A 14600-nucleotide genomic window follows, 5' to 3' on the forward strand; every position below is an offset into this window, starting at 1 on the left:
ACTCCTTATTCCTTGCTCTCCATACGAATCCGCTCACGGACGTCACGGCGTGCCTTCACGACCTGAGTCAGGAAGGCGGCGTCCAGGCGGACACCGGAACCGGATCGTGCGGGAGTTTCCTCTCCTTCCGGGGCGGCGGATTCTCCGCTCAGGAAGCGTGCCAACGACCGGATGTTCGGGAAGTGGAACATCGCGGTCACCGGAAGATCGGTGCGGTTCAGCGACTGCGCGATCCGCGCGTGCAGCCGAACCAGCGAAATCGAGTCGAGGCCCGCGTCGAAGAAGTTCTCGTCGGCGCCGATCTCACGTCGCAGGGTCTCGTGCACCAGCTCCGAGATCCGTCGGGCTGCCGGCGTCGCTTCGGCCGGCCGCGGTCCGGGCGGGCGCCGTTCACCGTGCCCGTCCCCCGCCCGGGCGGCCGCCTTGAGGTTTCCGCTGAGCGCGAGGCGCCCGTCGACGAGCACGGCCCCCGGTACCGCCGGGAGCGCCAGGATGCCGCGCAGGTGCCTTCGTACGCTGTCGGCGGGCAGCTCCGCGCCGGGCACCGCGACGACGCGCAGCGTGAGGGCGGGACCCGCGGGAGTGTCGTCCACGGAGGCGAGTGCCTGGCGGATCGCCGGGTGGCGCAGGGCAGCGGCTTCGATCTCGTCGAGTTCCACCCGGTGTCCGTTGACGGATACCTGCCGGTCCGAGCGCCCCTCGATGTGCAGAGCGCCTTCGGTGTCATAGCGACCGAAGTCCCCCGTGCGGTAGGTCCGCACACCGCTTTCGGCGTCGTCGGTGAAACCGGGGCGCGGCCTGCCGGGCCCTACGTATCCCGAAGCGAGGTTGCGGCCGCGGACGGCCACCTCTCCGCGCTCCCCCAGTCCGGCGACCCGTCCCAGGGAGTCCAGTACGACGACCTGATGGCCGTGGGCGGCCCGGCCCACGGGAAGGACCGCAGCGTCCGGGACGTCCGGGCCGGGGTCGGCGTCCGCCCGGGCGACGATCTGCGGGGTCTCGGTCGTGCCGTACGCGTTGACGATGCGGGCCGAGGTGAACGCCCGGACCCGGCGGACGAGCCCGGCGCTCAGCGGGGCGCCGCCGACCACGAGCAGGCGCAGCGCGCCGAGCCGGTCGGCGGGCCGCGACGCGTGCGCGGCGGCCAGCAGCTCCAGCAGGGCCGGCGTGGCGTGCACGACCGTGACCTCCGTGGAGGCGAGCCAGCCGAACAGCCGGTCCGGCGCCATGACCAGCCCCGGCTCGGGCACGTACAGGGCGGCGCCCACGTGGAGCGGGGTCAGTGCGTCGCGCAGCATGGGGTCGTGGCCGGGGCCGGCGAGGAACGCGAACCGGTCGGAGGCGTCGAAGCCGTACTCGCGCACGTACCACCGGAGGAAGTCCCGCAGCGGGCCGTGCGGAACGGCCACGGCCGAGGGTTCTCCGGTCGTACCCGAGGTGAAGAGGTAGTGGCTGGTGCCCCCCTCGGCCGTCACGGGGGCGGCGGGAGCCGACCCGGCCCCGCCGTCCAGCAGCCTCGGCACGGACAGCGCCGTCCCCGAGGCCGCGCTGTCGTCACCGAAGACCAGCACCGCCTTGGCGGGCACCCGGTCGGCGCAGGCCCGCAGGCGGGCGGCGGGCAGTGCGGCGTCCACCACGGACACCGCGGCGCCCGCCCACCAGACGGCGAGCAGCGCCACGGGCAGGAGCGGATGCCGTTCGGCGCGTACGGCGACCGTATCGCCGGACCGGATGCCCCGGGCGGCGAGTTCGCCGCCCAGCCGTGCGACGAGCCTGGCCACGGCGGCGTGGTCCAGGACGCCGGCGGCGGAGACCAGGGCGGGGAGTGCGCCGTGCCGGCCGGTCGCCTGGAGGATGTCGGCGAGCGGGCTGGTGCGCGGTCCCGCCGGGGGCGGGGAGTCGTCGGGCGCGACCGGGAGCAGCGCGTCCGCCCGCTCGGTGCGCAGGCTGAGCGAGGCCAGCGGCCGCGCGTCGTCGCGAACCGCCTGCCGTGCCACGCGCAGACAGGATTCGAGGAGTTCGACCGCCACGTCACGGCTGAACACATCGCGGTCCCAGACCAGTTGGCAGACGTAGCCGCCGTCCGCGTCACGGTGGACGTACAGCCCGATGTCGAACAGCGAGAACTGTGTGGGCACCCGCCGGAAGGAGGTGTGCAGCCCTGGCACGGCGGGTGCCGGGGCCGCTTGCGTCAGATCGTTGAACCACACCTGGAAGAGCGGGTTGCGGTCCGGTCGGGAGCCGATGTCCAGGGCGTCGACGATGGAGTCGAAGGTGGGACCGGCATGGTCGAGGGCTTTGGTGTACTGCTCGGTCACATGACCCAGCAGGTCACCGAAGCCCCGGTCGGCCGCGAGGTCGATCCGCACCGGCAGGGTGTCGACGAGGAAGCCGGCGAGGTCCTGTTCCTCGTCGGAGCGCCGGCGTGAGGCGGGCATGCCGATGACGACGGTCCCCTCCCCCGCCCACCTGCCCAGTACCACGGCCAGGCAGGCGAGGAAGAATCCGGCGGGGGTGGCCGCCCGACCGGCGAGCCGGGCGTCGATGCCGGTGCTCTCCTCGCGGCCCAGGTGCACGACGTGGTCGGCGCCGCCGAAGGCGGGCACGACCGGACGCTGCCCCCGGAAGGGCAGGTTCAGCTGACGTGGCGCGTCCGCCAGGGCCTCGCGCCAGTAGTCCAGGTCGGCCTGCCGGCGCGGGGAGCCCTCGCGGGCGGCTGCCCGTAGGGCGTACGCCCGGTAGGAGGGGCCCTGGGTGTCGGCGGGCCGGGCGCCGGTGTGCAGCTCCGCGTACGCCTCGGCCCACTGTGCGAGGACGAGGTCCACGGTCCGCTGATCGGCGACCAGGTGGTTGAAGGCGAGGGTGAGCAGCGCGTGCCCGGCGCCGGGCGAGTACCACAGCGCGGCCCTCGCCATGGGGGCCGTGTCGTCCGGCAGCACCCTCGTGTGGAAGTCGCGCAGCAGGGCGTCCTCAGCCGACTCGGTGAGTTCGTCCTGGAGTTCCTCGACGTGCAGGGGCAGGGTGGCGCCCGGTGCGTGTTCGAGGAGGGGTTCGCCGTCGGCGTCCTGCACGATGCGCGAGCAGAGGATGTCGTGGCGGGCCGCGACGGCTGCCAGCGCGCCGCGCAGAGCCGGTACGTCGAGTTCGCCGCGCAGCCGCAGGGCGGTCACGACGTTGTAGGCGGGTGAGTCGGGGAAGAGCCGTCCGAGCAGCCACAGCCTGCGCTGCTCGGGCGCGAGCGGCACCCGGGCGCCGGGGCCGTGTGCTTCGGCCGGGCCCTGGTCCTCGCGGGGGGCCGCGGCGACGAAGCGGCGCAGTTCCGCGAGGGTCGCGTTGTCGGAGAGCAGCAGGGAGAGGGGGACGTCGACCCCGCAGGCCGCGCGCACTGCGCCGACCAGCCGGGCTGCGGCGAGAGAGTGGCCGCCCAGGGACAGGAAGCGTTGCTCCTCGGTGACGGTGGGGGCGCCGAGGGTGCGCTGCCACAGTACGGCGAGCGTGTCGTCCGGCAGGGCCGGGACCGCCGAGCGCCGGCCCTGCCACCAGGAGGTGAGGGTGGCGCGCACCGCGTGCCGGTCGAGCTTGCCGCTGCGGTTGACGGGCGGGCGACGCACGAGGTGGATGCCGCTGGGCTGCCAGCCGGCCGGCAGCCGCCGCGCCAGGTGCTCGCGTACCCGCTCCCGGACCGTCTCGGGGTCCGCCGCGATCCCGCCGGGGTCCGAGGCGGTCAGGGTGACGCCGACGACGAGGTCGGTGGTGTCCTCCGCGGTGTCCCGGACGACGGTGGCGACGGCGTGTTCCACGCCGGGGGCCGCGGCCAGGGCCGCCTCGACCTCGCGCAGTTCGATCCGGACGCCACGGACCTTGACCTGCTCGTCGCGCCGGCCCAGGTACTCGAGCTGCCCGTCCCGTACGCGTACCAGGTCTCCGGTGCGGTAGCGGCGTTCGGCGCCCACCGTCGTGAAGGCTGCCTCGGTGAGGTCGGGGCGGCCCGTGTAGCCGCGGGCGACGGCCGGCCCGCCGATCCACAGTTCGCCGGGCTCACCGGCGGCAGCGGCACGCCCGGTGGCATCGAGGACGTACAGCGTGACGTTGTCGATCGGTGCGCCGATCAGGACGCGGCCGTCCGGGGTCAGCTCCCGGGGCACCCGCCAGTGCGTCACGTCGATGGCGGCCTCAGTGGGGCCGTACAGGTTGTGCAGTTCGGCGCGGGACAGCCGGTGGAACCGGTGTGCGAGGCCGGGCGGCAGCGCTTCGCCGCTCGAGAAGACCGCGCGCAGCGGTGCCAGGCCCTCGGCGGCCCCCGGGTGGCGCAGGAACTCCGCCAGCATCGACGGGACGAAGTGGCACAGCGTGATCCGCGCCCGGGACATCAGGCGTACCAGGGCGGCGGGATCGCGGTGCGCGCCGGGGGCGGCGATGACGCACCGCGCGCCGCTCACCAGGGGGAGGAACAGCTCCCATCCCGAGACGTCGAAGGTGTAGGGCGTCTTGTGAAGGATTCGGTCCTCGGGGGTCACGGCGTACTGATCGCGCATCCAGCGCAGCCGGTTGACGAAGCCCCACGTGCCCTGGACGACTCCCTTGGGTTCGCCCGTGGACCCGGAGGTGAACATCACGTACGCAGGGGTGTCGGGATCCGGGTGCGGCAGCGGCCGGGGGTGCGCGTCCGCGGGGACGTCACGTCCCACGGTGTGGTGCGGCAGCGCCGCAAGACAGTCCCGGCGCGGCAGGTCCGCTTCGCACACCACGGCAACGGGGCGGGCGTCGCGCACCATGCCGGCGAGCCGGGCTTCCGGCTCCTCGGGGTCGAGCGGGAGGTAGGGCCGGCCGGCCTTGAGCACGCCGGTCATCGCGACGAGGACGTCCACGCCGCGGTGCATGAGCAGAGCCACGGGCCGTTGTCCGGGGTCGACCCCCAGCTGCTCGGCGAACGCGTCACTGAGCCGGTCGAGTTCCCGGTACGTGAGGGCGCGGTCCGCGTCCTCACAGGCGATGCGGTCCGGGCCCGCCTCGACGGCTTCCCGGATCAGGCCCGGGATGCCCTGCGGGGCGGGCGAGGGGACGCGCTGTCCGTACAGGACCGGACGCGGTTCGACGGTCATCGGCGGCCTCCCGCGAGCGCGCGCAGACGGCCCGCCATCGCGGCCGGGGTGGGGGCCTGGAACACTGCCTGGAGGCCGAGCTGCGTCCCGGTCGACTCCTCGATCCGCGCGGTCAGCTGCGCTGCGAGGAGGGACTGGCCACCGTTGAGGAAGAAATTGTCCCGGGCGGTCAGTCGGGGGTTGTCCAGCACTTCGCGCCACAGTCCGGTGAGCATCAGGGTGACCCGGTCCGCATCCGTGTCCGCATCCGTGTCCGCAGGGGAGCCGGCGGTCCGCCCGGCTTCGTCGGGGGCTTCGGCGGCGGGCAGCGCCCGGTAGTCGGTCTTGCCGTTGTTCGTCGTGGGGAGCCGGTCGAGCACGGTGATGCGCGCGGGGAGGCTGTAGGCCGGCAGCCGCTCCCGCAGGTGCTGCCACAGCTGGTCGGCGAGCCCGTCGGCGGGGCCGTGCGCCGTGACGAAGGCGACGAGGTGGCCGTCCGCGTCGAGGTCGCCGCGGGCCACGACCGCGGCGGCGGCGACCCGGGGGTGCTCCTCGACGACGGCCTCGACCTCGCCGAGTTCGATGCGGTGGGCGCGCAGCTTGATCTGCCGGTCGCCGCGACCGAGGAGCTCCAGGGTCCCGTCGGCACGCAGCCGGGCGATGTCGCCGGTCCGGTAGTGGCGTCTGCCGTCCGGGCCGGTGACGAAGCGTTCCGCGGTCAGTTCCGGGCGGTTGAGATAGTCCAGGGCAACTCCGTCGCCGGCCAGCCACAACTCGCCGGGGAGGCCGACGGGGACCGGGGATCCGGCAGGGTCGGCCACGAGCGCCGCGGTGTTGGCGATGGGGACGCCGACGCTCACGGGGTCGGTGAGCGTGTCCGCGCGCAGTTCTGCCGCTGTGGACCAGATGGTGGTCTCGGTCGGCCCGTAGACGTTGAACAGCCGGCAGCCGGTGGCGAGGAGCTTGTGCGTGAGCACCGTCGACAGCGGTTCGCCGCCGCAGAGGACGCGTACGCCGTCGAGGGCGCCGCGCATCCGGGGCGCGAGCAGCCGCCAGGTCGTCGGGGTCGCCTGTACCAGGCTCACCTCGTGACGCCGCAGCAGGTCTCCCAGTACGTCGGGACGGGTCTGGGCCTCGTCGGGCGCGGTCACCACGCAGGCGCCGTTGGCGAGCGGCAGCAGCACCTCCAGCGCCGAGATGTCGAAGGCGAAGGTGGTGAGCCACAGCATCCGGTCGGCCTCGGTCACGGTGAGCAGTTCCCCGAAGGAGTGCACGACGTTGGCGAGGTTGCGGTGCGACAGGCGCACGCCCTTGGGACGTCCGGTGGACCCGGAGGTGAAGATCACGTACGCGGGTGCGTCCTGCTCCGGGCGCATCCAGGCGGACGGGTCCGCCTCCGGCAGGCCCTCGTCGGGGAGAGCCTCCCAGGACAGCCGGGTACGGCCGGCCAGCACGGCCTCGGGCAGCGGTCCCCCGTCGGTGACGACGACCCCGACGGCGGCCTCGTCGAGCTGGAACGACAGCCTCTGGGCCGGATGCGTCGGGTCGAGGGGCAGGTAGACGGCGCCCAGGGACCAGACCGCGAGGACGGCCGCGCCCAGCAGCCCGCCGCGGGGAGCGGCCAGCGCGACCACGTCCCCTTCGCGGACGCCTGCGGCGGCGAGCTTGCCGCGCAGCCGCTCGGTGTGCCCGAGCAGCTGCGCGTAGGTCAGCTGCGAACCGTCCGGCTCGATGAAGGCCGGGGCCTGGGCCGCGCGTCCGGCAGCGCCGACGACGCGGTCGAGCACGGTGGGCTCCGCGGCGGCCCACTGCCGCGCGGTGTCGTTGGCCGCGGCCAGCACGGCCGCGTCGGACGCGGTGAGGAGGGGCAGCGCGGCCAGCGGCCGCTCCGGCTCCCCGGCGGCCGCCTGGATGAGCAGCTCGTAGCGCTGCAGCATGCCTGCGACCTGGGCGGGCTGGAAGACCTCGGTGCTGTGGACCGCGGTCACCGCCTTGCGGCCGTGGTGCGGGGTGACCACGAATTCGAGGTCCATCCGACTGTGCGGATCGATGTCCAGCATCTCCAGAGGGCGCCCGTCGATGTTCAGGGTGCCGGTGCTGGACGGGAAGAAGTTGAACATGTGCCGGAACAGTGGCGCACGCCAGTCGGCAGTGCCGCTGTCGTTGCGCCATACGTCCTCGAACGAGGCGGAGGAGTGTTCCAGTGCACCGAGGAACGCGTCGCGGACCGAACGGACGAGGTCCGCGAAGCCCTTGGTCGGATCTGCGGTGACGCACAGGGCGAGGGTCGTGACGTGGTAGCCGACGGCCTGGGCGTCCTCCCTGCGCCGGCGGCTGTTCACCGGGACGCCGACCACCAGGTCTGGTCCGGCGCCGTGGCGCAGCAGGAGCAGCAGGTACGCCGCCAGCATGACGATGTTCTCGGTGACCTTCAGATCCCGGCACAGCTCGTCCAGGCCCCGCACGGTGGCGGGCTCCAGGACATGGACGCTGCGGGCGCCGGCGAAGGTCGGTTCGGCCGGCGGAGCCTGGCCCACGACGAGGTCCATCGTGGCGCCGTCCGCGCCCGCCAGGCGCTCACGCCAATAGCGCACGTCGCGCTCGTCGGGTTCCGGTTCCCGGTGGACCGCACCGGATCCGGCCGGCCAGGGCGGCTCCGTGGCTCCTGCGGCGAACGCGTCGTAGGCGGCCGCGATCTCCTGGGCGACGGCCACTGCGGACACGCGGTCGAAGACGAGGTGGTGTGCCACGAAGCAGAAGGCGCCGCCCTCGGGCAGCAGGAACTGCGCCGCACGGACGAGCAGCCCGCCGTCCATCTCGAAGGCACGGGCGGCGAAGGCCGCGAGGTCGGCCTCGAGGGTCGCTTCCGTGGAGGCGATGGCCTCCACGTCCAGCACGACGTCGCGGGCGTCGAGCTGCCGGCGTGTCGGCCCCTGCTCCCCCTGGGGGAACACGGTGCGCAGGGCGGCGTGCCGCGCGACGACCCCGTTGACCGCTTCCTGCAACGGCCACCAGCGCAGTGCTCCCTGATGGCGGAAGGCCATCGGGACATTGCTGACGCCGCGCCCGGGCGAGAACTTCTGGAACAGCCACATCGACTGCTCCTTGCGGGAGAGTGCGGTGTCGCTCGGGCTCATCCGGTCACCGGCCTGTGCAACGGGGTGCTCAGCTCCATGCCGCCGTCGACGGTGAGGTTGACGCCGGTGATCCAGCTGGCCGCGGGAGAGCAGAGGAACACCGCGGCGCTGGCGATCTGCTCCGGTGTCCCCAGGCCCCCGAGCGCCGCCACGTCGCTGTGCTCCGCGAAGGCGCCGGGTACGTCCGCGGCGTCCTTGCCGAGCATGTTGACGGTGACGCCCTCCGTGGGGACGGGGCCCGGCGCCAGGGCGTTGACCCTGATGCCGTGGCGGCCCCACTCGCGCGCCCACGAGCCGGTGAGCGAGATGATCCCCGCCTTGGCCGCCCCGGCATGCGAGAAGCCCGGGAAGCCGCGGTACACGGAGGGAACCGTGATGCTCAGGATGGCTCCGCGGCGCGCTTCGATCATGTCGGGCACGAAGGCGCGGGTCACCGCGAAGGTGCCCATCAGGTCGATGTCGACGACCGTCTCCATGGCCCGCCTCGTCATGCGCTCCGCGGGCATGTGGAAGTTGGCGGCGGCGTTGTTGACGAGGATGCTGCCCTTGCCGAACCGGCTGTTGACGTAGTCGCGCAGGCGCGCGATCTCGTCGTCGTTGCGGACGTCGCAGGGGAAGCCCGCGCACAGCCGTCCGGTCTCCTCCGCGATCCGCAGCTCGGCCTCCTCCAGCCGGGTCGCGGAACGCGAGGTGATGACCACGTCGGCTCCGCAGGCCACCAGGTCCCGGGCGATGGCGTAGCCGAGGCCCGACCCCCCGCCGGTGACCACGGCCACCTCACCGGCGAGGAGGTCCGCCGAGTAGAAACGCCGGATGTTCACGCCGTCTCCCGCACGATCTCGTCCGCGAGCAGACGGATGGTGTTCAGCTCGAACATGCTGCCCGCTCCGAGTTCGATGCCGAAGCGCTCCTTCATGCGGGCGATGAGCTGGACGGCGGCGAGGGAGTTCCCGCCGAGCTCGAAGAAGTCCTCGTCCTCGTCGATCTGCTCGATGCCGAGGGCCTCGCTCCACAGTTCCTTGAGACCGGCCATGACCTCCTGGACGCCTCCGGCCTGGGCCGACGCGACGGGCGCGGCAGGCACGACGGGCGCGAGCGGCGCGGCAGCGGCCTGGGGAGCGGAAGGGGCGACGGGAAGCGCGACGGCCGTCGGCACGGTGCGTGCCTGACGGAGCTCGGTGGCCGGGGGCGCGGCCGTGTCGGTCCAAGCCAGAGCACGCGCCCGCATCCGGGGGCCGGGCGCGTCGACGATCACCGCCGGCGGGTACGAGCCGTTCACCAGCTCCAGGAAGACCTCGGCGCCCTGGAGCGGGCTGAGCAGTCCCGGTCCGGTCCGGTCGGCCGGGCTCGCGGCGGCCACGACGGCGGCCGGAGCCTGGGGCTTCTTCTGCGGTGCGGGGCGGCGGGCGGCCGGGCGCGCGGGCTCGGCGAGCGCGCGGACGAAGTCCTCCGGCTGCACCTCGCGCAGCGTGAAGCTGCCCACGCTGACCCGCAGTTCGCCGGATGCCGGGTCGTACAGGTCCAAGTCCATGGTCCGTACGCCCTTCTCCCCGTCGCCGAGTTTGGCGTGCACGACGATGTGCGCGGGGAGCGGGCCGAAGAAGGTGAGGCGGCGGTAGAGGAACGGGATGTACTTGGCGTCGGTCTCGCTCAGCGGCAGCAGGGCGGTCGCCACGTCCAGCAGGGCGGCGTGCAACGGGTGCGTCTGCACGTCCTCCTGGAACTCCTCCGGCAGGCGCAGATGGGCCACGCGCTCGGTGAAGGTGCCCGACACCGGACCGACGGTGTTCCAGCGCGGTCCGAAACTGATCCAGTTGGTGAGGCCGACGTTCTGGATCGGCTCGAACCGGGAGGTGAGCTCGGAGATCTCCACCGGTGCCGGCTGCGGGATCGAGGCAGTGGCCAGGACGCCGTTGGCGTGGAGGGTCCACGGCTCGTCGGTGCCGGCAGGGCGGGTCTGGACCCGGAACCGGTGCATGCCCGCCATGGGCGAGAAGACGACGCCGAACTCGGTCGGGCCGGAGGGCCTGACCGGCGCCAGGAAGACGCTCTCACGCAGCTCGATCGGGGTGCCGGGGGCATGGATGCGCTGTTCGAGGGCCGCCGTGACCACCAGTTCGAGCAGGGCGGTGCCAGGCGGAACGGGGTGGCCGTCGAACTGGTGCTCGTCGACCTCCCAACTCTCGCCAGGAGTCAGCACGCGGCGGAACTCACCCTCGTTCTCGGAGCGGTTCGCCGTCGGACGCGGGTCGTCCGCCCCGGTCAGCAGCGTGAGGGACACGTCCGACTGGGCCGCCATGCCGACCTCGGCCCAGCCGGGCCAGTCGATGGCCACGGTCCACCGGTCTCCGGTGGCTGCCCGGGCGTGGGCGTCGAGGAACGCGTTGGCCGCCGCGTAGTCGCCGCTGCCGGGAAGGCCGACCACACCCGCCTGGCTGGAGAACAGCGTCAGGAAGTCGAGTTCGGCACGAGACGCGAAGACCTCCTCGATGACCAGGGCGCCGCGGACCTTCACACCGAGGACCGCGTCGATGTCCCGGCGCGACCGGCGCTCCAGGAGGCCGCCCCCGGGGAGGCCGGCGCTGTGCACGACACCGTGGACGGCGCCGAACACCGTCTCGACCTCGGACACGGCGGCGCGCAGCGACTCCAGGTCGCTCGCGTCGCCCCGTACGACGACGACCTCCGCGCCCGCTTCCTCCATCTCCGCCACCGCGGCGGCCACGGTACGGCCCCGCTCGGTGGCGGGGTCGGGCATGCCGGACCTGCCCAGCAGGGCGATCCGCGGCCGCAGCCCGGTCTCGGCCAGGGCGTTGGCGACGGTCAGACCGATACCGCCCAGACCGCCGGTCACCAGGTAGACACCCCGCTGGCGCAGCCGCAGGCGGCCGGGACGGGCCGTGCGCTCCAGCGGCCGCAGGACGGGCGCCCAGAGGGTGGTGCCGCGCAGGGCCAGCAACGGCTCGTCGAGCGTGGCCAGTTGGGCGCTCAGCGCCCCGACACGCGTGTCGGGGGCGACGTCCAGGAGCACGCAGCGGATGTTCGGGTACTCCTGCTCGATGGTCCGGGTCAGGCCCACGACCATGGCGGATGCCGGGTTGACGGATTCGGCGCCGGTGACGTCGACCGCGTGGCGGACCAGGACCGCGAGCGTCACCGGACGCCTGTGTCGCCGCTGGGCGCGGCTGATCGCCTTGGCGCAGCCGAGCAGGGCGTGGAAGCCCCGCTCGAGTTGCGCGTCGAGGGTGTCGAGGGTGACGGTGTCGCCGGCGTCGAGCAGGGCGCCGTACGCGACGACCGTGGACGGGCGGCGCTCGTCGGCGCGCTGGAACAGCTCGTCCCACGCCTGCTCGGACCCGAGGTCGAAGCCCTCGTCGTCGCTGTCGCCTGCGCGGACGCGCACGGTGTGGTACCCGGCCTGCTGGAGGGCCGTCCGCATGAGAACGGCGTCCTCCCGGCCCGCCGGCAGGACGGTCACGGCGGTGGTGCCGTCCGCCTCGGCGTCCGCGACCGGGCTGATACCAGTGCTGCGGCGGATCCATTCCAGGGAACCGAGCGTCCACGTGGTCTCGGAGACCGGATCGTTCACCACTGCCTCCGCGGCGGGTTCGGCGGCCGGCCGGCTCTGTGCGGCTTCGGCGGGGGTGGACGGTGCCTGCTGCGCCTTGGCCACGGGTTCGACCGGCGTCTGGCGGGCCTTGCGTACGGAGCTCCGCTCGATCCAGTGGCGCTTGCGCTGGTACGGGTACCCGGGCACGGCCACCCGCTGGGCGTCCGAGGCGGCGTCGAGGCGGGCGAAGTCGACGGGTACCCCGGCCACCCACAGCCGGCCCAGGGTCCGGGACAGCTGGAGCAGGTCGCCGCCCGTCTCGTCCGGCTCCTCCTGCGCCATGGAGGGTGCGATGACGGACTCTCCGGAGCGGACCTCGGGCCGGGACCGCAGCAGTGCGGACAGCGTCTGTCCGGGGCCGGTCTCGATCAGGAACGTGGGACCGCCCGCGAGTACCGTCGAGGCCGCCTCGGAGAAGCGCACCGGCTCGACCAGCTGGCGGGCCCAGAAGGCGGGCGAGACCGCTTCGTCGGCGGTGAGCTCGGCGCCGGTCGCGCCGGAGATCAAGGGGATGCGGGGCGCGTTGAGGGTGAGGGACGCGAGGAACTTCTCGAAGTCCTCGGCGGCCGGTCCCATCATCGCGGAGTGGAAGGCGTGCGAGGTACCGAGCGGACGGCAGGCGATGCGGGCCTCACGCAGGCGCTCAGCGATCTCGGAGAGCGCCTCCTGCGGCCCGGCCAGGACCGACTGCCGGGGTCCGTTGAAGGCTGCCGCCGAGACCTCGCCGCCGATGTACGGAGCCAGTGCCTCCTGCGGCGCCGCGACCGCGAGCATCCCGCCGCGGGGCATGTCCTGCATCAGGGTGGAACGCGCGGCGACGGCGCGCAGTCCGTCGGAGAAGCTGAAGACGCCTGCGACGGCGGCCGCCGCGACCTCTCCGATGCTGTGTCCGGCGAGCCGGTCCGGGCGGACACCCCAGTGCATGAGGCAGTGCGCCCAGGTGTAGCCGATCACGTAGAGCAGCGGCTGGGCGACCGAGGTCTCCGAGATGGCGTCCTGATCGGCGTCGGAGAGCCACAGCTCGCGCAGGTCCCGGCCGAGGAGGGGCTCCAGCTCGTCGAAGGCCCGGTCACAGCCCTGCCGGAACAGCGGCACCGACTCGTAGAGGGAGCGGGCCATCGCCGGGAACTGGGCACCCTGTCCCGGGAAGAGGAAGGTGATGTCGCGCTTGACCTTGTCCCCCCGGACGATCTGCGCGGTGTCCCGCAGCAGCCCGGCCGCCTCCGCCGCGGAGCCCGCCACGGCGGCCGCGCGCACGCGCCGCGCCGACCGGCCGACCCGCAGCGTGTGCGCGGTGTCCGCGAAGCGGTCCTCGGCGAGGGAGCCGAAGTGTCCTGCGAGACGGTCGCGCAGCGCTTCGGCCGCGGCGTCGTCCGCGGCCGACCACACGATCAGTTCGGGCTTGCCCGGCGCGGGGGTGGCGGGCCGGCTCGGCGCCTCTTCGAGGATCAGGTGGGCGTTGGTTCCGCCGATACCGAACGAGCTGACCGCCGCGCGGCGCGGGGCGTCCGCGGTTCGCGGCCAGGGCCGGAGCTCGGAATTGATGTAGAAGGGCGTGTTGGCGAGGTCCAACTTGGGGTTGGGAACCGAGTAGTTGATGCTCGCCGGGATCTGCTCGTTGACCAGGGCCAGGATGGTCTTGATGAGTCCGGATATGCCCGCGGCCTGGCCGAGGTGACCGACGTTGGACTTCACGGACCCGAGGCCGCACGAGCCGGCCGCGAGGGGCTGCTCGGCGACGGACCGGTACGCCTCGGTCAGCCCGGCCACCTCGATGGGGTCGCCCATCACGGTTCCCGTGCCGTGTGCCTCGACGTACGAGATGGTCTCCGGCGGCGTCTCGGAGTTGGTGAGGGCCTCGATGATGCAGGCCGTCTGGCCGGAGGGACTGGGTGCGCTGAAGCCGACCTTGCGGTCGCCGTCGTTGTTGATCGCCGAGCCGCGTATCACGGCGTAGACGGTGTCCCCGTCGGCGAGGGCGTCGGACAGGCGCTTGAGCAGCACGGCACCGACCCCGTTCCCGAAGTTGGTGCCGCCGGCATCCTTGTCGAACGGCCTGGGGGTGCCGTCGGGGGCGGAGATCCCGCCCTCCATGTACTGGTAACCGCGGTTGAGCGGCATCTCCAGGTTGGCACCGCCGGCGATGGCCATGTCGCACTCGCCCATCCGCAGGCCGGAGCAGGCCATGTGAACGGCGACGAGCGAGGTGGAGCAGGCGGTCTGGATCGTCATGCTCGGGCCCTTGAGGCCCAGTTTGTAGGAGACGAACGTCGACAGGTAGTCGGGGGCGTTGGCGATCTCCAGGGCGATCCAGCCGACGCTGTCGACGATGTCCGGCTCTTCGACGTGGTCGATGCGGTACCGGTTGACGTTGGTGCCGGCGTAGACACCGATGCCACCGTCGAACGTGCGCGGGTCGTAGCCGCCGTGCTCCAGGACGGAGTGCGCGGTCTCCAGGAAGAGCCGCTGCTGCGGGTCGCGGATCTCCGTCTCGCGCGGGGTCATGGCGAATGCGGGAGCGTCGAAGGCCTCGACGTCGGCGATCAGCGGCCGGCGCCGGACGTAGGAGGGATCGGCGAGTTCCTCGGCGGGCACTCCTGCGGCCAGCAGGGTCTCTTCGTCAAGATCGGCGATGCAGTCCCGGCCCTCGACGAGGTTCTTCCAGTACTGATCGAGATCGCTGGCGCCGGGAAACCTTCCGGCCATGCCGATGACGGCAATGGGCTCCAGCGGTTTCATGATCAGACTCCTTGATGTGAACGCGAGTCATCC

Annotated in this window: 4 protein-coding genes; all 4 read right to left on the reverse strand. The window is 73.0% G+C overall.

The genetic code is table 11. From position 1 onward, the window contains the following. Positions 1 to 5 precede the first annotated feature (5 nt). Genes ACZ4TG_RS03840 through ACZ4TG_RS03855 form a run of 4 tightly spaced genes read right to left on the reverse strand, consistent with a single transcriptional unit; the run spans position 6 to position 14567 of the window. A complete protein-coding gene (locus ACZ4TG_RS03840) occupies positions 6 to 5102 on the reverse strand; it encodes an amino acid adenylation domain-containing protein (RefSeq protein ID WP_468159708.1) in 5097 nt (1698 codons plus the stop codon). Then, complete coding sequence (locus ACZ4TG_RS03845; protein ID WP_468159709.1) at positions 5099 to 8218, reverse strand: non-ribosomal peptide synthetase; 3120 nt, start codon at positions 8216 to 8218, stop codon at positions 5099 to 5101. The genes ACZ4TG_RS03840 and ACZ4TG_RS03845 overlap by 4 nt, the downstream gene beginning before the upstream one ends. After that, a complete protein-coding gene (locus ACZ4TG_RS03850) occupies positions 8215 to 9039 on the reverse strand; it encodes an SDR family oxidoreductase (protein ID WP_468159710.1) in 825 nt (274 codons plus the stop codon). Before ACZ4TG_RS03850 ends, ACZ4TG_RS03845 begins: the two co-directional genes overlap by 4 nt. Continuing rightward, the gene (locus ACZ4TG_RS03855; protein ID WP_468159711.1) at positions 9036 to 14567 is read right to left on the reverse strand and encodes a type I polyketide synthase; all 5532 of its coding nucleotides are present in this window, start codon (positions 14565 to 14567) and stop codon (positions 9036 to 9038) included. Before ACZ4TG_RS03855 ends, ACZ4TG_RS03850 begins: the two co-directional genes overlap by 4 nt. Positions 14568 to 14600 lie beyond the last annotated feature (33 nt).

This window comes from Streptomyces sp. NPDC028314 (assembly GCF_055565795.1).